Origin of the sequence: Streptomyces sp. NBC_00122 (assembly GCF_045160845.1) — a bacterium.
Classification (GTDB): Bacteria; Actinomycetota; Actinomycetes; order Streptomycetales; family Streptomycetaceae; genus Streptomyces.
The window spans coordinates 5,213,410-5,234,309 of sequence record NZ_CP108191.1 but is presented as its reverse complement, the minus strand read 5'-3'; the positions used below and the strand labels follow the sequence as shown (position 1 = coordinate 5,234,309).

Here is a 20,900-nt window from a genome sequence, read left to right as displayed (position 1 = left end):
CCATGGCCACCACGCTCGCCAAGGCTGCCGAGGGCATCGCAGCGGAGCACACGCACGCCGCGCGCATCGAGCACGTCTCGAAGTCCTTCTCCGGCCCGGCCGGATCGCAGCTCGTCCTGGACGACATCAGCCTCGATGTCGCTCCCGGCGAGTTCGTCACCATCCTGGGGGCCTCCGGATGCGGCAAGTCCACCCTGCTGAACCTGGTCGCCGGTCTCGACAAGCCCAGCGCGGGCACCATCGAAACCCCCGGCGGCCGTCCCGCCCTGATGTTCCAGGAGCACGCCCTGTTCCCGTGGCTGACCGCGGGCAAGAACATCGAACTCGCCCTGCGCCTGCGCGGGCTGCCCAAGACCGACCGCAAGCCCGAAGCCGAACGCCTCCTGGAGCTGGTCCGCCTCGGCGGCGCCTACGGCAAGCGCGTCCACGAACTGTCCGGCGGCATGCGCCAGCGCGTCGCCCTGGCCCGCGCGCTCGCCCAGGACAGCCAGCTCCTGCTGATGGACGAGCCGTTCGCCGCGCTCGACGCCATCACCCGGGACGTACTGCACGGCGAACTCACCCGCATCTGGGCCGAGACCCCGCTGTCCGTCCTGTTCGTCACCCACAACGTCCGCGAGGCCGTGCGCCTCGCCCAGCGGGTGGTCCTGCTCTCCTCGCGGCCCGGCCGGGTCGCCAAGGAATGGACCGTGGACATCGCCCAGCCGCGCCGCATCGAGGACGCGGACGTCGCGGAACTGTCCCTTGAGATCACTGAACACCTGCGTGGGGAGATCCGCCGCCATGGCCAGCACTGACACGAAGGCGAAGACGGACGACCTGGCGGGCCTGGAGGCCGGCCTCGACGCCCTGGACGCGGTCCAGACCCACCGCACCCCCGTCCGCGAACTCCTCGTCAAGAAGGTCCTGCCGCCGTTCCTGGCCGTCGGCCTCGTCCTGCTGGTCTGGCAGATCCTCGTCGCGGCCAAGGTCACCGAGGAGACCAAACTCCCCGCCCTGTCCGCCGTATGGGACAGCCTGTCCGGCATGTGGCTCAAGGGCACGCTCCTGGACGTCATCTGGACCAGCGTCTCCCGCGGCCTGCTCGGCTTCCTCCTCGCCCTGGCCATCGGCACCCCGCTCGGCCTCCTCGTCGCCCGGGTGAAGTTCGTCCGCGCCGCGATCGGCCCGATCCTGCAGGGCCTGCAGTCCCTGCCCTCAGTCGCCTGGGTGCCACCGGCGGTGCTCTGGTTCGGCCTCAACGACGCCATGATGTACACGGTGATCCTGCTGGGCGCCGTCCCGTCCATCGCCAACGGCCTCGTCTCCGGCATCGACCAGATCCCGCCCCTCTACCTGCGGGCCGGCCGCACCCTGGGCGCCACCGGGCTGAGCGGTGCCCGGCACGTGGTCATGCCGGCCGCACTGCCCGGCTACCTGGCCGGCCTCAAGCAGGGCTGGGCCTTCTCCTGGCGCTCCCTCATGGCCGCCGAGATCATCGCCAGCTCCCCCGACCTCGGCCTGGGCCTGGGCCAGCTGCTGGAGAACGGCCGCAACAACATCGACCTGCCCGGCGTCTTCCTCGCGATCATCCTCATCCTCGTCGTCGGCATCGCCATCGACCTGCTGATCTTCAGCCCAGTCGAGCGCTGGGTGCTGCGCAGCCGCGGCCTGCTGGTCAAGTGAGTCCCGTGTCCCCCGCGCCGGCACTCCTGGTCATAGCCCACGGCAGCCGCGACCCGCGGCACGCGGCGACCGTGCACGCCCTCACCGGGCGGGCCCGGGCGCTGCGGCCCGGGCTGCGGGTGGAGACGGCCTTCCTGGACTTCAACACCCCGTCCGTGGGGCAGGTTCTGTCCTCGCTGTACCTGTCGGGCGTACGGGACGTCGTGGCACTGCCGCTCCTGCTCACCCGGGCGTTCCACGCGAAGTCCGACATCCCGGCGGCGCTGGCCGAGTCGACGGCCCGGCTGCCGGGGCTGTCGGTCCGGGTGGCCGATGTCCTCGGCCCGTCCCCGCTCCTCGTCTCGGCCCTCGAACGCCGGCTGGCCGAGGCCGGACTCACCCCGGCGGACCGCGCCACCACCGCGGTGGTGCTCGCGTCCGCCGGTTCCACAGACCCGGAGGCGATCGCAGCGATCGCTGAAACCGCGCGGGAGTGGCGGCACACCGGTTGGTGCGCCGTGCGGCCTGCGTTCGCCTCCGCTGCCCTTCCCCGTACGGAAGACGCCGTACGGGCCCTGCGTGCCGAGGGCTTCGCCCGGGTGGCGGTGGCTCCCTACGTCATCGCCCCGGGGCGGCTCCCGGACCGCATCGCGGCGGGCGCCGAAGCCGCGGGCGCGGACGTGATCGCGCCGGTCCTCGGCGCGGCCCCGGAACTGGCCCGCCTGCTGCTGCGCCGCTACGACGCCGCCGCCTCGGCCCCGGCCCGCCTCCCCGCCCTGTCGGCGTAGCCGCGCCCCGCCGGGGTCAGGACCGGGCCGCGGCCTCGTCGGCCAGGGCGGTCAGGTCCTCGATGGACATCGCGCCCGGCGGCAGGCCCTCGCGGGCGAAGATGTTCGCCGCGTGCCGCAGCACGTCGTTCACCGGCGTCGGCACCCCGTGCAGCCGGCCCAGCAGAGAGATCTCCCCGTTGAGGTAGTCGGCCTCGACCGACCCCGTCCCCCGCGCCAGGCTCTGCCACGACGACCCGCCCCGAATCCCCGGCGGCTGGTTCACCTTGCCGTCGCGCGCTTCGGCCTGCTCGGCCTCCGAGGCGTACGCGATGCCCGCGGCCGCGAAGGCCGCCTTCGCCTCGCCGGCGGCCCGCCCCAGCAGCGCCGCCTTCGCGGCGTCCGGCTCGGGGCCCGTCGTGGCCTGGATCGCGTTGCCCAGGTTCCCCAGGAGCTTCGCGTACTTCCACCGCATCACGTCCTCGACCACCGGCGCCTCGAAGCCGGCCTTCCCGAGGTCCGCCGCGACAGCGCGGGACACGGCGTCCGTGCCGCCCGCCGCCAGGCCCACGTGCAGGATGCCGGTCAGCGGCGTGCACAGCGCCGAGACCACGCCCGGCTCCAGGAAGGTGGAGGGCAGCCATACGCACACCCCGTACACCCGCGCGAAGCGCCGTAGCGCCAGCCGCTCGCTCTCCACGCCGTTCTGCGCGCACAGCACCGGCAGCCGCTGCGCCGCAGTACCGCCGCCCGCGACCTCCGCGTCGCCCCACGCGTCGAGCGCGGCGACGGCGTCCTGGGTCTTCACCGTCAGCAACAGCACGTCGTCCGGCCGCAGTTCGCCCAGTTCGGCCGGTCCGGAGGCCACGGGCAGCCGGTGCACCCGCGTCCCGTCGGCCGTCGTGAGCCGCAGGCCGTCCGCCCGCAGGGCCTGCGCGTGAGCGCCGCGCGCGACGAGGACGACCTCGCCGCCCGCCTCCGCGAGCCGTCCGCCGATGGTGGCGCCCACCGCGCCCGCGCCGATGATGATGTAACGCATGCCCAGAGCCTGGCACATCCGGGGCCCCGCGTTACCGTCGGGGCATGGTGAACGAGGTATTCGCGCTCGGTGGGGACCTGCCCGTGCGGCGGCCCGGTTTCGGTACGGGCGGTCTGGTCGGCCCCGGCTACTGAGGCCCGCGCGGCGGGCGCGCCGAGGCCCGGGAGCTGCTGCGTACGGCGGTGGAGCGCGGAGTCGCCCTCATCGACACCGCCGACAACTACGGCCCCGACCTGGCCGAGGAGCTGATCGCCGACGCCCTGCGCCCGTACGGGGAGCAGCTCGTCGTCGCCACCAAGAGCGGGGTGGTGCGCATCGGTCCCGATCAGTGGCATGTGGCGGGGCGCCCCGAGCAGTTGCGGGCGATGTCCGAGGCGAGCCTGCGGCGGCTGCGCGTGGAGCGGATCGGCCTGTACCAGCTGCACCGCTTCGACCCCGCGGTGCCGATGGCGGAACATCTGGGCGCACTGGCCCAGTTGCGTGCGGAGGGCAAGATCCGGCACATCGGGCTGGACACGGTCACCGCCGGGCAGCTGCGCGCGGCGGGCGTGGCTGCTGCACCGTTCGCCCGTGCTGTGCCCCACTCCGGGTACGGGTTCGCCCGTACACCTGGCGGAGAACCTGGACGCGGCGACGATCCGGCTCACCGCACGGGAGCTGGAGCTGCTGGACGCGCTGACGACCGTCCGGTGATTCCCGGTGGCGCACGACGCCGACCGCGTCACCGACCTGTCCGGACAGCCCTTGAAGCCCGTGCCGCGTATGAAGATTTCATGAACGGCCCAACCTCGAACGCGATCTGATCATCTTCTCCGCCGAGCCCGTCACCGCCCCCGAGGTGACGGACTCGCGATCGAGGAGGTTGGCATCCCCCATGAGGCTGCCCCACAAACGCCGCGCGGATCGCATCGGAAGTCCGGACGACACGGAAAGCCCGGACCAGTCGGAAGGTCCGGAGCGCACACGGCGCCGCGCGGGCCGAGCGAAGAACCGTAGGAGAGCAGTCCGCAAGGCTCGTCGCCGCCCCATCGACTTCCCCAGGCACGGCCGGCGGGGCTGGCGGCGCTGGATGCCCTCCTGGAAACTGATCTCCGGCTTGTTCCTGCTCTTCGCCGGCGCCCTCACCGGCCTCTTGACCGCCGTCTACCTACAGGTCGAGATCCCGAACGCGCACGACTCCGCGCGCCGGCAGGCCACCGTCTACTACTGGGCGGACGGCAGCCGGATGGTGAGCGTCGGCGATATGAACCGGCAGGACGTGAAGCTCTCCCAGGTGCCCGATTCCGTCCAGCGCGCCGTCATCGCGGCGGAGAACGCGGATTTCTACAGGGACTCGGGCGTCTCCGTGACGGGCATCGGCCGCGCTGCTGTCAACATCGTCAAGGGCGATGAGACCCAGGGCGGCTCGACGATCACGCAGCAGTACGTGAAGAACACCTATCTGAGCCAGGACCAAACCGTCGAGCGAAAGATCAAGGAACTCTTCCTCTCCTTGAAGGTCAGCAACCAGCGGCCCAAGACGGAGATCCTTGAGGGGTATCTCAACACTTCTTGGTTCGGCCGCGACGCGTACGGCGTCCAGGCAGCCTCGTACGCGTACTACGGCATCCCCGCCAAGGAGCTGAACCCCAGTCAGGGAGCTCTGCTGGCCGCTGTCCTCAAAGGCGCGGAAAGCTTTGACCCGTCCCTCAGCGCCGACAACCACGAACGCGCGGAGGACCGCTGGAGCTGGATCCTGGACCGTCAGGTCAGCACGGGCACGATGAGCGCCGAGGAACGCGCGAAGTACACGGAATTCCCCGAGCCGAAGCCTCCCGTCAAGCCGACCAGTCAGGCCGGGCAGATCGGCTACCTCGTCGACATCGCCAACAAGTACCTCAAGAGCCGCAGCGGGATCACGGGCAAGGAGCTGGCCAGTGGCGGCTACAGCGTTCACACCACCTTCGAGAAGGACAAGGTCCTCGCGCTGACCAAGGCCGTCGAGCAGGTACGTGCGGACCGACTGGACCCGAAGAACCGCGCGGACGACGAGTACGTGCAGGTCGGCGCCGCCTCGATACGCCCCGAGGACGGAGCGATCGTCGCGGTCTACGGCGGCTCGGATGCGATCGAACACTTCACCAACAACGCGGACACCTCAGGCGTCCCTGCTGCCTCGGCGTTCAAACCCTTCGTGTACGCCGCCGCGCTGGAGAAGGAGCTCGAAGGCAGGGAACGCTCCGCCGAGAGCGCTGATCCGGATCCTCTGAAACCCGCGCCGATACGGGCGCCCATGGCATCCATGGACCTCCACTCGGCCCTGGTGGACTCCTCCCACACGCCCTTCGTGGAGATCGGCAAGGAGATCGGGCTGAAGAAGGTCAAGGAGCTCGCGGTCGCGTCGGGACTGCGTGAGGAGAGCATGGCCAAGCTGGAGCCGACCTTCTCCATCGGTACCTCCACCCCCAGCGCCGTCCGGCTGGCCAGCGCCTATACGACCTTCGTCAACGAGGGCCGGGCCACCGAGCCCTACTCGGTGTCCAAGGTCGAGCGGAACGGCGTCGCGGTGGACGGCTTGGGCCGACCCAAACCGCGGCGGGCAATGAGCTCCGAGGCAGCCTCGATCGTGGGCGCGGCGCTCCGTCAGGTGAGCGGGAGCGCCGTCGGACCGCCGACGGGCCGGCCGGCCGCCCCGTCCTGGGCAGGCAAAACCGGTCCGAACGACCGTATGAACTCAGCCTGGTTCATCGGCGCGACGCCGGACCTGAGCACTTCGGTCGCGATGTTCCGTACGAAGCCCGACGTCCCGCAACTGCTGCCCATGCAGGGTGTGGGCGGCCCGGATGCCGAGCGGGGCAGCGCCTTCCCGCCGCTGATCTGGAAGGCTTACAACGAGGCGGCGGTGCCTGCGCCACCGTACCCGGCGGATGGTCCCCAGGACCGCCCGTGACGGTCTCGTAGCGCGGGACGCTCTCCGGTGTCGGTCCGGGGGCGCGATCGACCCGATCGTGCCCCCGGACCGACGGGACGGCGGACAGCGTCGGGGTCAGCCGGCCACCGAGGACCGGCTCACGGGCGAAACGACCTCTCAGGGGGTCGGGCACACCTGCCAGGCGAGGTGGTAGAGGGTGCTGACACTGGCGTCCGTGGAGTCCATGGCCATGAAGCTGGTGGACGTCTGCGGGTTGGAAGTGCCCGCATTCACGCGCAGTTCGGTATTGATGTTGAAGTTGCGCTTCTCTCCGCACGGCGCCCAGACGAGATCGGCGTACTCCGTCTTGTCACTCGATTGCCAGTTGTCGTTGAGCGGCCCGTTGAACTGATGGGTCCGCTGGGAAGTCTGGGGCATTCCCTGGAAGTAGTAGCTCGCCCGTTCCTGACCCCAGGCACCGGGCTGCAGAAACGCGAATCCGCGGTAGTCCGCCTGGACGATGGCGTAGGTGAAACCCGAAGGCACGTGCACGCGGAGATTGAGCTGGCAGTTCTTGCGGAATGCCGTGGGCGGGGCGCCGGGGCCGACCTGCGCGAGGTATTCACTGTAGGTGACGGTGAAGGCGGTGTTGTCCGGTGCGACGGCCACCTCGGCGGTGCCTTCGCGGCAGCCGGATCCGTTCACCGTGGCGAGCTCGATCACGATCTTGTCCGGGGGAGCCGTGATCAGCGGGCCGGGACCGGCCGCTCCGGCCGGCGTCGCCGTGGCGATCAGCGCGGCGGCCGCGCCGATGGTGAGCAGGGTACGAGACAGGGAATGAGACATCGTTGTCACTCCTGACCATGAGTCGGGTTCCTGCACTCACTCGGTGCCGGACTGCCGGCGTCAGACCGCGGTGCATTCCTTCCACTCGAAGTGATAGACCGTGCTGACGCTGCCGTCCGTCGAGTCCATGCTCATGAAGCTCAGGGCCTGCGGGTTCGACGTCCCCGCGTAGACGCGCAGTTCGGTGTTGACGTTGAGGTTGCGCTCCTCGCCGCACGGCGCCCAGACCAGGTCGGCGTACCCCGTCTGGTCGCTCGCCTGCCAGTTGTCCGTGTACGGGCCGTTGAACTGATGGGTCGTGCGGGCCGTCTGGGCGGAGCCCTGGAAGTAGTAGTTCGCGCGCTCCTGGCCGAAGGCCCCGCGCTGGAGGTGCGCGAAGCCGCGGTAGTCGGCGCGGGCGATGGCGTAGGTGAACCCCTGGGGCACGTGGATCCGGAGGGCGAGCTGGCAGTTCTTGCGGAACTCGGTACCGCCCGCGTCGGCTCCGGCCTGGGCGAGGTAATTGCTGTACGTGACGGTGAAGGCGGTGTTGTCGGAGGCCGCTGCCACGTCCGCGGTCCCTTGCGGACACCCCGATCCGTTGGCTCCGACCACCTCGACCGTAATTCTCCCGGGCGGCGTGTACACGGAATCGGCCTGCGCGGGTACGGCAACGGCCACGGCCGATAACGCCGCCACGGCCGCGCCGGAAGTCAGTCTGCGGAGCAACATCTCGATTTCTCCATTCGTGCGGACCCGATGCGAATTGGCATGCACATGCCATCACGAACGGGTGAGACCGGGAAGGGCGTGATACGGCCAACGGCCCCGGCGGTATTTCCCTGGCCGATTCCACTCAGGGCCCCGCCCCCCTCCCCGCCCCCTCATCAGCCCGCTCCCCCGCCGCGAGCGGCCACCGCCGGTCGCGCAGGTCGGGAAAATGACCAGAACCACCCCGAGAGGCCCGGCCGCGCCTCCGCGTGGCGGACCGGAGCTCGCCCCCGCTCACCCCTGCGTGAGCTCCACGAGCTTCACGACGGTGTTCCAGTTGCGGCTGGTCGCGTCGACGCCCTTGAGGACGGACGGCCTCAGCAGGACCGGGGCCAGTTCGGAGCGGCCCAGGCCGCCCGGGGCGTAGAGGTAGATGACGCGGTCGCCGAGCCGGTACTCCTCCGGGAGGTACGCCGCCTTGTCGATCGCGGCGAACCGTTCGGCGCCGGGCTGCTCGGAGAGGAAGGTGGCGTGCAGCTGCTTGCCCTCCAGCTCGGCCGCCGGGAAGGGGCAGGCCTCGACGACGGCCCGCAGGTACGCGCCGTCCCTCACCAGGCACGGCACCGGAAACCCGAAGTGGGCCTCGACGGCCGCCTCCAGCTCCCTGGCGAGCGCCGTCGGGTCCTTCTCGGCGCTGCTGAAGACGGCGTTCCCGCTCTGCAGGTACGTCTGTACCTCGCCGTGCCCGAGCCCCTCCAGCACGGAGCGCAGCTCCGCCATCGGGACCTTCTTGCTCCCGCCGACATTGATGCCGCGCAACAGCGCCGCGTATTTCTTCGCCATGGGGGCACACTAAGCGGCCTCGGGGAAGTGGGGTGCGTTTCCGCGTCGTCCGGTGCGGTGCATCGCAAGGCGCAGCAGTGCCCTTGTACTGGACGTACTCGTGAATTGCGACAACGCGGCGAGGTGCCGTGCCTGGGGGCACCTCCCAGCGGTAGCCGGGGGAACGGCGCGGGGACGTGCCCCACTTCCCCGAGGCCGCTGAGGCCCGCCCTAGGACAGTTCGGCCTCGATGAGGTCGGCGGCCTGGCGCGTGCCGCCCTCGGTGGCCATCTGCGCGCGGACGGCTTCGGCGCGCCGGGCGACCTCGGGGTCGGCGAGCAGTCCGAGTACCGCTTCCCGCAAGGTGGTGGCGTCCGCCCGGTCCATCGGGACGTGCCGGGCCACGCCGAGCGCGGCCAGCATGTCGGCGTTGGCGAACTGGTCGACGGCCTGCGGTACGGCGACCATCGGGGTGGCGGTGGCGAGGCCCTCCTGGCTGCCGCCGGCGCCCGCATGGGTGATGAAGGCGTCGGCCTGGCGCAGGATGTCGAGCTGGGGAACCCAGCGGTGGACCTCGACGTTGGCGGGGATCTCGCCGAGGTCCGCCTCGTCGGTGAACTTGCCGATCTGCAGGACGACGTGCCAGTCGGACAGGTCCCCGAAGGCGTCCATGCAGGCCCGGTAGAAGGCGGGCTGCTTGGTGAAGGCGGAGCCGAGCGAGACCAGCAGCACCTTCCTGCCGTCGGCCGGATCGGGGCGCTGCCAGCGCCCCTGGGTCGCCGCGCGGTCGCCCTGGCAGGCGCCGACGAAGGTGTGCACGGACTCGTCGACGCGGTCGGCGTTCGGCTGGAGGGCCCGGGGGATCAGGACGAGGCCGCGGCGCGGGGCGGCCTGGAAGCGGTCGACCTGGTCGCCGAGGCCGTTCTCGGTCAGCCAGGCGGCGAACCTGGCGTAGTAGGCCTGTCCGCGCTCCGACGCCTTCAGCTCGGCGAACATGGGCGCCGCCACCTCCTCCTCGTACCCCTCCCAGGCGACCATGTTCGGCGAGAGGGAGACGGCGGGCACGCCCCAGCGGTGGGCGAGCACGGGTGCCGGGTAGGCGGTGATGTCGTGGATGACGAGGTCCGGTTCGTCGCCCTCGAAGGCGGCCGCGAGCTGCGGGAGCGCCTGGACGGCGTCGTCCAGGAAGGGCTCCAGGTTGTCGATGAGCTCGGTTCCCCACGCCTCGGGATCGTCGTCGGTGGGGAGGGTGGAGGTCCAGATCACCGGCGTGGCGCCGGTCTCGGCGATCTTCTCGGCGAAGGCGGCGGGGATGGCGTAGCTGACGCGGTGGCCCCGGGCGACGAGTTCCCGGACCACTTCGATGCTCGGGTTCACGTGCCCGTGGGCGGCGATGGAGAACATGGCGATGTGTGCGGGCTTGGCTGAGGTCATGCCCACGACCCTAGCGAGACGATACGTCTCGTGCAACGTGAATTCATCTCTGGTAGCGCGCGAGCACCCTGTTCCCGTCCCCCACCAGGCGTTTCTCCAGTTCTCCCAGGTCGATGGCCCCGCTGTAGAACTCCTGGAGGGCCGGCGTGGCGACCTTGTCCTTCCATTCGGGATAGCCGCGCACCGACTGGGCGGGCGCCGGGCGCAGCCCGCCCGCCAGGGCCGTGCCGGTGGCCCAGCCGAGCTCGGGGGTGTGCAGGGCGGGGTCGGCCAGCGCCTGCGTGCCGGTCGGCAGCATCCAGTCGCCGCGGGCGAGGCGGACCATGTTGGCCGGGCTCAGCATGAAGTCGACGAAGGCCGCGGCCTCCTTCTTGTGCTGGCTGTCCCGTGCGATGGAGAGGGTCTGCGGGCTCACCCCCTGCATCGGCCCGCCGAGGCCGTCCGCCCCGGCCGGAGGCGGCAGCACCTGCCAGGCGAAGCCGGGCGGAGCCTGCCGCGCGATCTGCTGGCGGTACGAGAACCCGAGCGGCACCATCGCGTACCGGCCGCCGAAGAAGCCGGGCAGGGTGTCGGACCCGCCCATGGCGAGCGTGGCCCGGGAGGCGCTGCGGTCGGTCTCGATCTGGGCCCGGATGGTGGCGGGGACCACGGCGTCGCCCTCGGCCCAGCGGATGACGGCCCTTCCGTCGGTGTCGCGGTGGAAGAGCCTGCCGCCCGCGGACAGGCCGAGGTTGAGGGTGGCGGAGACCGGGTCCCTCAGCGGCCAGGCCACCCCGTACCGGCCCTCGCCGGTGAGCTGCCGGGCGGCCGTACGGAACTCCTCCCAGCTCCAGGGGGCTTCGGGGGTGGGGATGCGGACCCCCGAGGCGCGCAGGAGCCCGGTGTTGGCCATCAGGACCCTGGGTTCCTGGAGGAACGGGACCCCGTACACACCACCGTCGGCTCCAAAGGTCACGGACTCCCAGGAGGCGGCCGGGATGTCGGTCCTGAGCCGGTCGGAGAGGAGGGGCCGCAGGTCGGCGAGGTAGCCGCCGTGGGCGAAGTCGGCGAGGTCGTCGGAGGCGTCGTGGATGACGTCGGGCGCCTCGCCGCCTTCGAAGGAGGTCAGCAGCTGGTCGTGGACGCTGCTCCAGCTGCCCTGGACATAACGGACCTGGACCTCGGGGTGGGCGGCGTTCCACGCCGCGACCAGGGCCTTGTTCGCGTCGACGGACTCCTTCTGCCAGGCGAGCGACTGGAAGCTCAGCCGTACGGGCCCGTCACCGGCGCCGCCGCCCGGCGGGGAGCACCCGCCGAGCAGCCCGGCCACCAGTGCGAGCGCGCCCGCCCCGGCCCGCCACCCGCTGGTCCTCATCAGCTCTTCACCGCCCCGGCCAGCATGCCGCCGGTGATCCGCTTCTGGATGACCGCGAAGATCACCAGTGAGGGAAGGGTCGCGAGGAAGGCCGCGGCGGCGAGCGGGCCGAGGTCGGCGGCGCCCTCGGCGCCCAGGAAGTGGGTCAGAACGACCGGCAAGGTCTGCTTCTCCGGGGTCTTGAGGAGGACGAGGGCGAAGAAGAACTCGTTCCAGGCGGTGATGAAGGCGAACAGCGCGGTCGCCACGATCCCCGGCGCCAGCAGCGGCGCGACGACCGAGACGAGGGTGCGCAGCCGCCCGGCCCCGTCCATCGCGGCCGCCTCCTCCAGCTCCGGCGGGACGGCCCGGACGTAGCCGACCAGCATCCACAGGGCGAACGGCAGCGACCAGACGACGTAGACGAGGACCAGGCCCGGCACGGAGTTGACCAGGTGCAGGCTCTTCAGCACCAGGAACAGCGGGATGATCACCAGGACGAAGGGGAAGGCCTGGCTGACCACGACCCAGCCGGTGGCGGCCGCGGCCGCCCGCCCGGGCCGGCGGGCGAGGACGAAGGCCGTGGGGGTGGCGAGGACGACCGCGATCACGGCGGCGCACACCGCGGCGAGCAGGCTGTTCAGCGCGGCGTGCACCAGTGGCTGCTCGGCGAAGGCCCGGCGGAAGTTGCCGAGGGTCGGGTGATCGGGAATCCAGGTGGGGTGCAGGCTGCCGAGTTCGCGCGCGGGCTTGAATGCGGTGGAGACCAGCCACAGGAACGGGAAGGCGAGGAAGACCAGGTAGGCGGCGAGCGCCGCGTACTGGCCGGCCCGCGCGGCCCGGGAGGTCCGGGAGACCGGGGCGGCCCGGGAGGCCCGAACCCCGTGGCGCGGCCCCATCAGGCGTCCCCTTCCCTGAGCCGGCCGGCCAGGTACACGGCGAGCAGGACCGAGATCACCGCGACCATCACACACCCCATGGCCGCGGCGTAGCCGAACTGGCCGTAGCGGAAGGCCTCTTCATACGCGAAGAGCATGGGCAGCCGGGTGCGGCCGCCGGGCCCGCCGTTGGTCAGTACGTAGACCAGGGCGAAGGAGTTGAAGTTCCAGATGAGGTTGAGCGCGGAGACGGACAGCGCCACCGGCCGGATCGCGGGCCAGGTCACCGTCCGGAAGCGGCGCCAGGCCCCGGCACCGTCGAGGGCGGCGGCCTCGTGGAGCTCGTGCGGGGTGTTCTGCAGTCCGGCCAGCAACACGACCGTGGTCTGCGGCATGCCCGCCCAGATGCCGACCACGACGACGGCGGGCAGGGCGGTGGCGAGGCCGCTGAGCCAGTCGGTGTCCCCGGCGAGGCCGAGGCCGGAGAGGATCTCGCCCAGCACCCCCGCGTCGGGGTGGTACACGAGCCGCCACATGATGCCGACCACCACCTCGGGCATGGCCCACGGAATGATCGCGAGCGAGCGCGCCAGCCAGCGCAGCCGGAGGTTCTGGCTGAGCAGCAGGGCGAGGCCGAGTCCCAGCAGGAACTGCGGGACGGTGACCCCGGCCGCCCACACCAGGCCGATCCGGAACGACTCCCAGAACAGCCGGTCGTGGAGCAGGTCCTGGAAGCCCCGCAGCCCGACCCACCGGGTGGGCTCGGTACGCCCGGACTGGGCGTCCGTGAAGGCGAGGGCGAGGCCGTAGAGGAGCGGGCCCACGCTGAGCAGCAGGATGGGTACGAGGGCGGGCAGGACCAGGAACCAGGCTCCGGGGTCGGCCCGTCGGCCCGTGCGCACGGGGGCGGCGGCGGTCACCTTCACCCCCTCCCGGCGGATCGTCCGGATCGTCCGCATCGGGACGGCCGGGCTGCGGTCATCGTGCGCAGGGCCTGATGCCGCGTCAATGCATCGCACACCCGGATGGGAGACTTGGCGCATTCACGACGATCCGGATCCGGAGAACGACATGGACGAGGCGCGGGCCAGGGACGTACTGGCGCAGGCCGGCCTGGACGATGGCGCCGCGCTGCTGGCCCTGGGCGAGAACGCGGTCTTCGCGGCCGGGGACCTGGTCGTGAAGGTGGGCCGCGCGGACCCGGCGCTGCTCGGCCGGGCCGGGCGTGAACTGGCCGTCGCGCAATGGCTGGCGGAGGCCGGGATCCCGGCGGTCCGCGCCGCCGAACCGAAGGCACGGCTGGTGGCCGGGCACTCGGTGACGCTGTGGCACCGGCTCCCGGGCGCGGTGCGCCCCGCGGGCCCCGAGGACCTCGCCGTACTGCTGCGGCAGCTCCACGCCCTGCCCGCTCCGCCGTTCCCGCTGGCCGCGCGGGACCTGCTGGGCGGCGTCGAACGCTGGCTCCGGCTGGCCGCGGACGCCATCGATCCGGCGGACGCCGCGTACCTGCGAGCCCGTCGCGACGCCTACGCCGGTGAGGTCGCCGGGCTCGTGCCGCACCTGCCCCCGGGCCCGATCCACGGCGACGCCCTGCCCCGCAACGTGCACGTCGGCCCGGACGGCCCGGTCCTGGTCGACCTGGAGACCGTATCGGCCGACCTGCGCGAACACGACCTGGTGGTGATGGCCCTCTCCCGCGACCGGTACGGCCTGCCCGCCGAGTCCTACGAGGCGTTCGTGACGGCGTACGGCTGGGACGTCCGCGACTGGGAGGGCTGCGCGGTGCTGCGCGGGGCCCGTGAGACGGCCAGCTGCGCCTGGGTCTCCCAGCACGCCCCCACCAATCCGAGGGCCCTGGCCGAATTCCGCCGCCGGGTCGCCTCCCTGCGCGAGGGCGACCGGGAAGCGCGCTGGAGCCTGTTCTGATGAAGCTGTCCCTGACCGTCCACCGGGCCCGCCTCGGCACGGAGGAGTTCCAGGTGATCCGCCCGGCCCGGCCGCCGCGGCGCGCGGTGCTCCTCGATGACTCCTGGTACCTGAACGCCTACGTCGACCAGGAGGCCGCCCGGCTCATGGCCGGGCTGTGGACCCTGGCCGCCTCCTCGCCGCGCTCGCTGATCCACCTGCCCCTGCGGGGCTCCCGCCCGGACGCCGCATCACGCGGGCTCGACCTCGTCCTGCTCCACCACTCGCTCCAGTTCGCCCCCTCGCGCTGGAAGGAGCTGCGGGGACGGCTCGGCCCGGGCCGGCCGCGCAGCGTCGAGCTGTCCGTCCCCGAGCCCGGCACCAGCCTCGCGGCCCTGCACCACGCGGAGAACCGTGACGTGCTGCGCCAGCACATCCACGCCGGGACCCTCTTCGTGACGGGCAGTGCGAAGGTGTTCCACGAGGCCGCCGACGTCTTGCGGCGGGTGGCCGAGGACGGCCCCGGCCACGTCCGCGACGGCTCCCGCCACGGGCACTGCTGCGCGCAGGTGCGCTGCGGCGACGCCCGCGCCCGGGACATCCACGTCGAGTACACCGACGAGTGGGCGGCGGCGTAGGCCCGGCCGCCGGATCCGGTCAGCCCGCGGAGCCGACCGAGCCCGAGCCCGCCGAGCCCGCGGACCTTTCGGCGGCGTGCTCCTGCCACCCGCGTCCGATTCCCCGCAACAGCGCTGGATAGACCCCCAGGTACCGGAAGGGCTTGATGCCCGCCATGTACAGGGCGCCGAACAGTCCGTTGGACTTCACCAGGACGGCCATCTGGCCGCGGTAGCCGCCCGCCCCGTCCGGGACCCAGCCGATGTGCATCACCCCGTGCACGGTCCGGTTGCCCATCTCCGCCGCCCACTCGTCGTGCGTCTGGTAGACGGAGGTGAACGGAACCGCCGTCAGGTCCGGCCCCCTGGAACCCTCGCGGAGGTCCGCCGGAAGCCGGTCCCGCAGCGTGGACAGCCGGCCGCCGACGCCGTCTTCGGGCTTGTCCCAGCCGAACAGCGCCCCGAGCTTCCATCGGATCGCGAAGAGCGCGCGCCCCACCGGGGAGTCGATGGGCTCCCCCTTGCCCTGCGCGAACTGGTCCACGAGATGTGCGAGGTCGTCGGGACCGCCTGGTGTCGGCAGCGCCCACACGTCCTCGACCCGGAAGTCGCCTGCGATCTCGTGGATCCGCCAGGGACGGGAGGTGTGCGCGGTCTTCGGGAGTCTCATGAGCAAGCCCCTATCTATACGATGCCGTATAGAAGAAGGCTAGCACCCGCCTATACGGCACCGTATAGACGGGGGACACACGTGAGCGGAGACACATCATGGGTACGGCGCGCACGCCTCGCGGCACATGGATCGAGGAGGGGCTGCGGGCGCTGGCCGCCGGCGGCCCGGAGGCCGTCCGCATCGAGCCGCTCGCGCAGGCGCTCGGCGTCAGCAAGGGCGGCTTCTACGGGTACTTCCGCAACCGGGGCGCGCTGCTCACCGAGATGCTCGACACGTGGGAGCGCGAGGTCACCGAGGCCGTGATCGATCGGGTCGAGAGCGGCGGCGGGGACGCGCGGGCCAAGCTGGACCGGCTGTTCACGATCGTCGCCTCGTACGGGGACAAGCCGATGACGGGCGTGGCGGTCGACCTCGCGATCCGCGACTGGGCCCGGCGCGACGAGGCCGTCGCGCAGCGGCTCCGGCGCGCCGACAACCGGCGGATGGACTACCTGCGTTCGCTGTTCGGCGAGTTCTGCCCCGACGAGGACGACGTCGAGGTCCGCTCCATGCTCACCTTCTCCGTGCGGATCGGCAGCTACGTCGTCGCCGCCGACCACGGCGGCCGCAGCCGCGCGGAGGTCATGGAACTGACTCGCAACTGGCTCCTGCGGTAACCGCCGCGCACGGTCAGGCGCCCGCCGGAACCAGACCCCTCAGCGGCCAGGCCGTGTCGATCACCGCGTCCGGCCCCACCGTCCTTACGGCACGGTCGCCGGGATGATCCCGTACGGCACCTTTCCGTGGCCATGTTCGAGGGGTGCGCCGGGGCTTCACCCTCCGGATTCCGTGCGGAAGTCGCCGCCGAAGAGGCTCCGGCGCGCGGACCGACAACGAGTTCGCCCACGTGCAGACTGCTACGACCAGCCCGAGACGGCCCCGTGCCGAACCGCTGGGCACGGACCAGCCCATCCCCGGAACTGCCGCCCCGAGCGCTGCGGAAACCCGACCATCACCGCCCGACGTCGCCCAGGGCGGGAAGCGGCACGCGGCGACACCGAACCCGGCCTGGCCTTCGTGGGGCTCTCCGACCTCCAGCGCACGGCTCTGCGTCAGCACTTGGGTGGCATCACCAGTGTGGTCAAGGGAATCGACAATCCTCACACTGGAGAACCGGCGTCTCTCCAAGGCAGCCGACCGAAGCGATCGCGCCACTCACATCGATCGCCGCTGATCGATTCGACCTGATGCGGCACGGTATCCCGCTTGCAGAAGGTGATCTCGATGGCCATCCTCGAAGGCGGCGATGCGCCGGCCCGTCCCGCCCTGCGCTCCCGATCACGAGATCGGTCGGTGAGCGAGCATCGTCAACAACCACGGGGGAGCAACGTGACGTCTTTCGTCTACCGGATCACCAAGTACGACCCTGCCGACCGCGACGAGCACGGCAGCTACATAGGCGATGAGGACCCGACCAGCGACCACGGACCGGTCGAGGCCGCCTATCTGCAAGCGATTGCCGCCTTCGCCGAGGACACCGGCATCGACCATCTGGCCATACGTGAGCCGGGGATCCCCGGCCTTGCCCACTTCGGCCTGGAGCCGACGATCGACGGCCACGGTCTTGCCGGGCTCTTCCCACCCGACCTCAGCGGGTTCCACGACGGTGCCGAGGTGCCCCTCTCCCTCGGCCTGGAACTGGTCAGGGGCATGCTCCGCGACAGCGGTGCCTGGTGCCGTCTGGAGGTGGAGGACAAGTTCGCCGTGCAGGTCGGTTGGGACCAGTACGTCTACGTCAGCAGCGACGAGCCCTGCGAGCACGCCTTTGCCCATACCCGGGCTCTCGGTCTCTTCCCGGAGCGGCTGGACGCCTCGCCCTACGACGCGGACTTCGACGAGCCCGGCGTACAGCGGCCCGCGGACGAGGACTTCTGGGCCCGTCTGCGCTGGTCCCTCGCCGTGCGGCACGCAGCGATATTGGAGGAGGGGTACCTCCACAATGCCTCCCGCTGGCATCGTCTCACCGGGGGCACCCTCGATGAGGTCCGCGCCCGGCTCGCCCCTCGTGCCCGGTTGACCGTCTGGCCGGACCTGTCAGCCGATGTCGACGCGGTCCTCGCCTCGCTTCCCGACGAAGGGCCGGTGGAATTCGTGTGGGAGGACGAGAACGGGGTTGTCTCCAGCACGACGGCCGACGAGTCCGAGTACCGGGAACTGGCCGCCCGGGTGGCAGGCGCCCGTGCCGCTACTGCCCTGTCCTTGGCCCTCGACGAACGCCACCCGCTGTTCACCGGGGTCTTGCCCGACAGCGACGGTGTCCTCCGCGCGCGGTGGAGGACCGAGCCGACGCCGAGCGACCGGAACTGGGCCTTTATGAAGACTCTCCGCCGTGGGCAGATCTGCACCGGCACGGTGGTGGAGATCGCCAGCTTCGGTGGGACCTTTGTGGACATCGGCGGCGTCACCGCGATGATCAACATTCCCGAGCTGTCCTGGCGCCGTTTCGACCACCCCTCCGACGTCGTCTCCGTCGGCCAGGAAATCTCGGCCGAGATCCTCGACGTCGACCTGGTGCGCGAGCGTGTGTCGCTGTCCCTGAAGGCATTGCAAGAGGATCCGATGCCGCAGTTCGTACAACAGGTCGGCCAGATCACGAACGGAGTCGTGACCAAACTCGCGCCGTTCGGCGCCTTCGTCCGTGTCGAAGAGAGAGAGGACGGCTTCGAAGGCCTGGTACACCTCACCGAGCTGGCGGAAGGACACCTGGACCGGCCCGAGGATGTTGTTCAGGTCGGAGACAGCCTCACCGTGAAGATCGTGGGCGTCGACCTTCCACGGCGTCGGATCACCCTCTCCCACCTGCAGGCTTTCGCGCCCGGAGAGCCCTGACCAGCACGGTCATCGCCCCCGGGGAATGAGCGGCCAGGCCGGCTCGACGACTGCCGTCGGATCCGCGGTACGCCGCAGATAGGCCTGCAAAGAGACCGACTGTTCAGCCGCCGCGCGCACCTGGAGATCATGCAGATCCGCCAATGGCATCAGGCCGACGGGCTGGTGCTTCTCACCCAAGCGTCGGACCACGCGGGCGGCGGCCACGGCATCGGCCCTCGCGTCGTGCGCGTCATCGAGCGACACGCCGTAGTGAGCGCACAGCGCGTGGAGCGCCCGCTTGCCCTTCCGGTACTTGTCGACGTGCTTGTCGATCACCAGCGGATCGATGACGGGCGAAGGCACACTGCCCAGCCGGTCGCTGATCGACTCGACCTCGTAGCGCCGACACTCGCGGTCCAGCAACGACAGGTCGTAGCGTGCGTTCATCACCACCAGAGGCGTCCCCGAGCGCAGCCCTTCGGCGACGGCCTGCGCGATCTCCTCGATGGCGGAAGCAGCCGGTACCCCGTGCTCGCGGGCATGTTCCGTCGAGATGCCGTGGATCGCCGACGCCTGCTCGGGTATGGCTACCCCAGGATTCAGCAGCCAGGTCCGTTCAGCAGAGACGGCTCCGGCTGGATCCAGGCGCACGACCGCCGCCGTCACAATGCGGTCGGTCTCGACGTCGGTGCCCGTGGTCTCCAGGTCGAAGGCCACCAACGGCCCACTGATCCAGCTCATCACGCGCCCCCCATTCCGGCGTGGGCTACCGGCCGGCGCCCCGCTTCGCCTCGGGACACCTGAGCCTCCCGCGCCGGGCGGCCTTCGGCGACCGCCCGCTCGGTGCTGATCCCGTGGATCGCCGCGGCCTCGTCCGGGATCGGTATCCCGGGATCCGCGAGCCAGCCGCGCCGTCCGCGCACCTCGCCGCCCCGTACCTCGACCACCGCCGCCGTCACGATCCGCGACTCCCCCGGCTCCGTGCCGGTCGTCTCCAGGTCGAACCCGATCAGCACACCGCCGTACCAGTCCCCCATCACGCGCCTTCCCCCCTACACCTTCGGTCAACGGCTTTCAGCCTGCCACGGGCCACTGACAAACCGTCCGCCGGGTCCGGGGGCCACGGCTCGGACACCCCCCGTCACGAAACCGGACGGGAGTCCTCCCACACCGATTCGAATTCCTCGCGGTACGTCGTGAACAGTCCGTGGTCGGCGTCCTTCGGGACGCCGCGGCCGCCGCCGCGCAGGACCAGGACCGGGGATTCCATGCCCCGTGCCCGGCGCAGGTAGGACTGGACGACCGCGATGCCCGAGGACTGGCCCTCCACCAGATAGGCCGTGAAGCGCGGGGTCTCGTCGAACACGTGGATCTCGAAGCGCGAGGGATCGCGCAGGCCCGCGCGGACCCGGCGGACGTGCAGGATGTTCATCTCCACCGAGCGGCTCAGCTCTCCCTTGCGCAGCCCCAGCTCCCGCTCGCGCCGCTTGACCGCGCTGCTCGCCGGGTTCAGGAACAGCAGCCGCACCCGGCAGCCGGCCTCCGTGAGCCGGACGAGTCTTCGGCCCGAGAAGTTCTGGACCAGCAGGTTGAGCCCTATGCCGATGGCGTCGAGCCGCCGCGCGCCCCCGAAGAGGTCCTCCGCCGGGAGCTGGCGCTGCAGCCGCACCCGGTCCGGATGGACCGAGATGACGTCCGCGTACCGGTCGCCCACCAGGTCCTCGACGGCGTCGATCGGCAGCCGGTCCGCCGACGGGCTGCCCGAGCCCCCGCCCAGTACCTCCAGCAGCCGCGCCGAGGCCCGCTCCGCCTGCTCCAGTACCGGCCGGGACAGCGCCCGGTTGCGGGAGACGACGTTGCGGGTGACCTCCAGCTCGTCCAGCGCGAGCTCGATCTCGCGCCGGTCGTCGAAATACGGTTCGAAGCAGGGCCAGTGCTGGACCATCAGCTCCCGTAGCTGGGGGAGCGTCAGGAAGCTCAGCACGTTGTCGTCGGCCGAGTCGAGCAGATAGCCCTTGCGCCGGCTGACCTCGCGCACGGCCACGGCCCGCTGCACCCACTCCTGCCCGGCGGGCCCGGCGGCGGCGACGACCCAGTCGTCCCCGCCGTGCACCGGCTCGTAGACCGGCCGCAGCACCGCGCCGACCACCGACCGCAGCCGCTGCTCGATGAGATTGAGCCAGATGTACGCACGACCCGCCCGCTGCGCCCGCGTGCGGACCTCGCTCCAGGTCTCCGCGCCCCAGTCCAGCTCGGCGCCGGCCCGTGCGCTCCCGGTCGCCTGCGGGGCCAGCGACACCGCCCCGGCCGGCACTCCTGCGGGTGTCGCACCTGCGGCGTCCGCCGGGCCGCCCTCGTGACCGTTGTCACCAGGGGGCAGCTCCAGACCTCCCGAGCTCACCCGTGCACCGCCTTCTGCGTCTGGACGCCCGTCTCCAGTGATCACGGAAGGGTACTCCGCGCGCGCGACCCGTTGCAGCCCGATGGCCCTTACAGCGACCGTCCGTTGACG

The 20,900-nt window shown here is 71.3% G+C and carries 19 protein-coding genes and 2 pseudogenes; 9 read left to right on the top strand and 12 right to left on the bottom strand.

Annotated elements, in window-relative coordinates; genetic code table 11:
* The first annotated feature begins 2 nt into the window (after positions 1–2).
* The 3 genes from OG737_RS24485 to OG737_RS24475 are packed head-to-tail and all read left to right on the top strand — an operon-like array spanning position 3 to position 2,432.
* A complete protein-coding gene (locus OG737_RS24485) occupies positions 3–797 on the top strand; it encodes an ABC transporter ATP-binding protein (protein ID WP_405921970.1) in 795 nt (264 codons plus the stop codon).
* Positions 784–1,665, top strand: a complete 882-nt coding sequence (locus OG737_RS24480; protein WP_405921969.1) for an ABC transporter permease — start codon at positions 784–786, stop codon at positions 1,663–1,665. Before OG737_RS24485 ends, OG737_RS24480 begins: the two co-directional genes overlap by 14 nt.
* Before the next feature lie 5 nt (positions 1,666–1,670).
* Positions 1,671–2,432, top strand: a complete 762-nt coding sequence (locus OG737_RS24475; protein WP_328928292.1) for a CbiX/SirB N-terminal domain-containing protein — start codon at positions 1,671–1,673, stop codon at positions 2,430–2,432.
* Between the two features lie 16 nt (positions 2,433–2,448).
* Here OG737_RS24475 and OG737_RS24470 read toward each other — a convergent pair whose 3' ends face one another.
* The gene (locus tag OG737_RS24470; protein ID WP_405677947.1) at positions 2,449–3,450 is read right to left on the bottom strand and encodes a ketopantoate reductase family protein; all 1,002 of its coding nucleotides are present in this window, start codon (positions 3,448–3,450) and stop codon (positions 2,449–2,451) included.
* A gap of 44 nt (positions 3,451–3,494) precedes the next feature.
* On the opposite strand from OG737_RS24470, the pseudogene OG737_RS24465 reads away from it, so the two are divergent.
* Together OG737_RS24465 and OG737_RS24460 are read left to right on the top strand one after the other, a co-directional pair.
* Positions 3,495–4,143, top strand: a pseudogene (locus tag OG737_RS24465) (aldo/keto reductase).
* Positions 4,144–4,519: 376 nt separating this feature from the next.
* Positions 4,520–6,379, top strand: coding sequence for a transglycosylase domain-containing protein (locus OG737_RS24460; RefSeq protein ID WP_405921968.1), 1,860 nt, complete (start codon positions 4,520–4,522; stop codon positions 6,377–6,379).
* Positions 6,380–6,517: 138 nt separating this feature from the next.
* On the opposite strand, the gene OG737_RS24455 is transcribed toward OG737_RS24460, so the two are convergent.
* The 7 genes from OG737_RS24455 to OG737_RS24425 form a co-directional block, all read right to left on the bottom strand.
* On the bottom strand, positions 6,518–7,186 hold the full coding sequence (locus OG737_RS24455; protein ID WP_405677949.1) for a DUF4360 domain-containing protein: 669 nt from the start codon (positions 7,184–7,186) through the stop codon (positions 6,518–6,520).
* Between the two features lie 60 nt (positions 7,187–7,246).
* On the bottom strand, positions 7,247–7,897 hold the full coding sequence (locus OG737_RS24450; RefSeq protein ID WP_328928289.1) for a DUF4360 domain-containing protein: 651 nt from the start codon (positions 7,895–7,897) through the stop codon (positions 7,247–7,249).
* A gap of 273 nt (positions 7,898–8,170) precedes the next feature.
* Positions 8,171–8,719, bottom strand: coding sequence for a DUF1697 domain-containing protein (locus OG737_RS24445; RefSeq protein WP_405677951.1), 549 nt, complete (start codon positions 8,717–8,719; stop codon positions 8,171–8,173).
* 210 nt (positions 8,720–8,929) lie between these two features.
* The gene (gene mgt, locus OG737_RS24440; protein ID WP_405677953.1) at positions 8,930–10,132 is read right to left on the bottom strand and encodes a macrolide-inactivating glycosyltransferase; all 1,203 of its coding nucleotides are present in this window, start codon (positions 10,130–10,132) and stop codon (positions 8,930–8,932) included.
* A gap of 43 nt (positions 10,133–10,175) precedes the next feature.
* Positions 10,176–11,486, bottom strand: coding sequence for an ABC transporter substrate-binding protein (locus OG737_RS24435; RefSeq protein WP_405677956.1), 1,311 nt, complete (start codon positions 11,484–11,486; stop codon positions 10,176–10,178).
* The gene (locus OG737_RS24430) at positions 11,486–12,364 is read right to left on the bottom strand and encodes a carbohydrate ABC transporter permease (protein ID WP_405921967.1); all 879 of its coding nucleotides are present in this window, start codon (positions 12,362–12,364) and stop codon (positions 11,486–11,488) included. Before OG737_RS24430 ends, OG737_RS24435 begins: the two co-directional genes overlap by 1 nt.
* Positions 12,364–13,302 carry a carbohydrate ABC transporter permease gene (locus OG737_RS24425; protein ID WP_405921966.1) on the bottom strand — a complete coding sequence of 313 codons (939 nt, stop codon included), beginning with the start codon at positions 13,300–13,302 and terminating at the stop codon, positions 12,364–12,366. Before OG737_RS24425 ends, OG737_RS24430 begins: the two co-directional genes overlap by 1 nt.
* 112 nt (positions 13,303–13,414) lie before the next feature.
* Here OG737_RS24425 and OG737_RS24420 point away from each other — a divergent pair, with 112 nt between their 5' ends.
* Both OG737_RS24420 and OG737_RS24415 read left to right on the top strand, forming a co-directional pair.
* On the top strand, positions 13,415–14,269 hold the full coding sequence (locus OG737_RS24420) for a phosphotransferase enzyme family protein (protein ID WP_405921965.1): 855 nt from the start codon (positions 13,415–13,417) through the stop codon (positions 14,267–14,269).
* Complete coding sequence (locus OG737_RS24415; RefSeq protein ID WP_405921964.1) at positions 14,269–14,886, top strand: hypothetical protein; 618 nt, start codon at positions 14,269–14,271, stop codon at positions 14,884–14,886. The genes OG737_RS24420 and OG737_RS24415 overlap by 1 nt, the downstream gene beginning before the upstream one ends.
* 19 nt (positions 14,887–14,905) lie before the next feature.
* On the opposite strand, the gene OG737_RS24410 is transcribed toward OG737_RS24415, so the two are convergent.
* Positions 14,906–15,535 carry a DUF2867 domain-containing protein gene (locus tag OG737_RS24410; protein WP_405921963.1) on the bottom strand — a complete coding sequence of 210 codons (630 nt, stop codon included), beginning with the start codon at positions 15,533–15,535 and terminating at the stop codon, positions 14,906–14,908.
* 98 nt (positions 15,536–15,633) lie between these two features.
* On the opposite strand from OG737_RS24410, the gene OG737_RS24405 reads away from it, so the two are divergent.
* Together OG737_RS24405 and OG737_RS24400 are read left to right on the top strand one after the other, a co-directional pair.
* A complete protein-coding gene (locus OG737_RS24405; protein WP_328928280.1) occupies positions 15,634–16,194 on the top strand; it encodes a TetR/AcrR family transcriptional regulator in 561 nt (186 codons plus the stop codon).
* A gap of 598 nt (positions 16,195–16,792) precedes the next feature.
* Complete coding sequence (locus OG737_RS24400; RefSeq protein ID WP_405922445.1) at positions 16,793–18,406, top strand: S1 RNA-binding domain-containing protein; 1,614 nt, start codon at positions 16,793–16,795, stop codon at positions 18,404–18,406.
* Positions 18,407–18,415: 9 nt separating this feature from the next.
* Here OG737_RS24400 and OG737_RS24395 read toward each other — a convergent pair whose 3' ends face one another.
* The 3 genes and pseudogenes from OG737_RS24395 to OG737_RS24385 all read right to left on the bottom strand — a co-directional run bounded on the left by OG737_RS24395 (position 18,416) and on the right by OG737_RS24385 (position 20,789).
* Entirely contained in the window at positions 18,416–19,129 is a 714-nt protein-coding gene (locus OG737_RS24395) for a 3'-5' exonuclease (protein WP_328928278.1), read from the bottom strand.
* A 65-nt stretch (positions 19,130–19,194) separates the two neighbouring features.
* A pseudogene (locus OG737_RS24390) lies at positions 19,195–19,425 on the bottom strand (exonuclease domain-containing protein); the annotation flags it as partial.
* A 104-nt stretch (positions 19,426–19,529) separates the two neighbouring features.
* Positions 19,530–20,789, bottom strand: a complete 1,260-nt coding sequence (locus OG737_RS24385) for an SAV2148 family HEPN domain-containing protein (RefSeq protein WP_328928277.1) — start codon at positions 20,787–20,789, stop codon at positions 19,530–19,532.
* Between the last annotated feature and the right edge of the window lie 111 nt (positions 20,790–20,900).

Coding starts and splice junctions, on each gene's coding strand:
- OG737_RS24485 (WP_405921970.1), top strand. CDS start 3: ATGGCCACCACGCTCGCCAAGGCTGCCGAGGGCATCGCAGCGGAGCAC.
- OG737_RS24480 (WP_405921969.1), top strand. CDS start 784: ATGGCCAGCACTGACACGAAGGCGAAGACGGACGACCTGGCGGGCCTG.
- OG737_RS24470 (WP_405677947.1), bottom strand. CDS start 3,450: ATGCGTTACATCATCATCGGCGCGGGCGCGGTGGGCGCCACCATCGGC.
- OG737_RS24460 (WP_405921968.1), top strand. CDS start 4,520: ATGCCCTCCTGGAAACTGATCTCCGGCTTGTTCCTGCTCTTCGCCGGC.
- OG737_RS24455 (WP_405677949.1), bottom strand. CDS start 7,186: ATGTCTCATTCCCTGTCTCGTACCCTGCTCACCATCGGCGCGGCCGCC.
- OG737_RS24450 (WP_328928289.1), bottom strand. CDS start 7,897: ATGTTGCTCCGCAGACTGACTTCCGGCGCGGCCGTGGCGGCGTTATCG.
- OG737_RS24445 (WP_405677951.1), bottom strand. CDS start 8,719: ATGGCGAAGAAATACGCGGCGCTGTTGCGCGGCATCAATGTCGGCGGG.
- mgt (WP_405677953.1), bottom strand. CDS start 10,132: ATGACCTCAGCCAAGCCCGCACACATCGCCATGTTCTCCATCGCCGCC.
- OG737_RS24435 (WP_405677956.1), bottom strand. CDS start 11,486: ATGAGGACCAGCGGGTGGCGGGCCGGGGCGGGCGCGCTCGCACTGGTG.
- OG737_RS24430 (WP_405921967.1), bottom strand. CDS start 12,364: ATGGGGCCGCGCCACGGGGTTCGGGCCTCCCGGGCCGCCCCGGTCTCC.
- OG737_RS24425 (WP_405921966.1), bottom strand. CDS start 13,302: ATGCGGACGATCCGGACGATCCGCCGGGAGGGGGTGAAGGTGACCGCC.
- OG737_RS24420 (WP_405921965.1), top strand. CDS start 13,415: ATGGACGAGGCGCGGGCCAGGGACGTACTGGCGCAGGCCGGCCTGGAC.
- OG737_RS24415 (WP_405921964.1), top strand. CDS start 14,269: ATGAAGCTGTCCCTGACCGTCCACCGGGCCCGCCTCGGCACGGAGGAG.
- OG737_RS24410 (WP_405921963.1), bottom strand. CDS start 15,535: ATGAGACTCCCGAAGACCGCGCACACCTCCCGTCCCTGGCGGATCCAC.
- OG737_RS24405 (WP_328928280.1), top strand. CDS start 15,634: ATGGGTACGGCGCGCACGCCTCGCGGCACATGGATCGAGGAGGGGCTG.
- OG737_RS24395 (WP_328928278.1), bottom strand. CDS start 19,129: ATGAGCTGGATCAGTGGGCCGTTGGTGGCCTTCGACCTGGAGACCACG.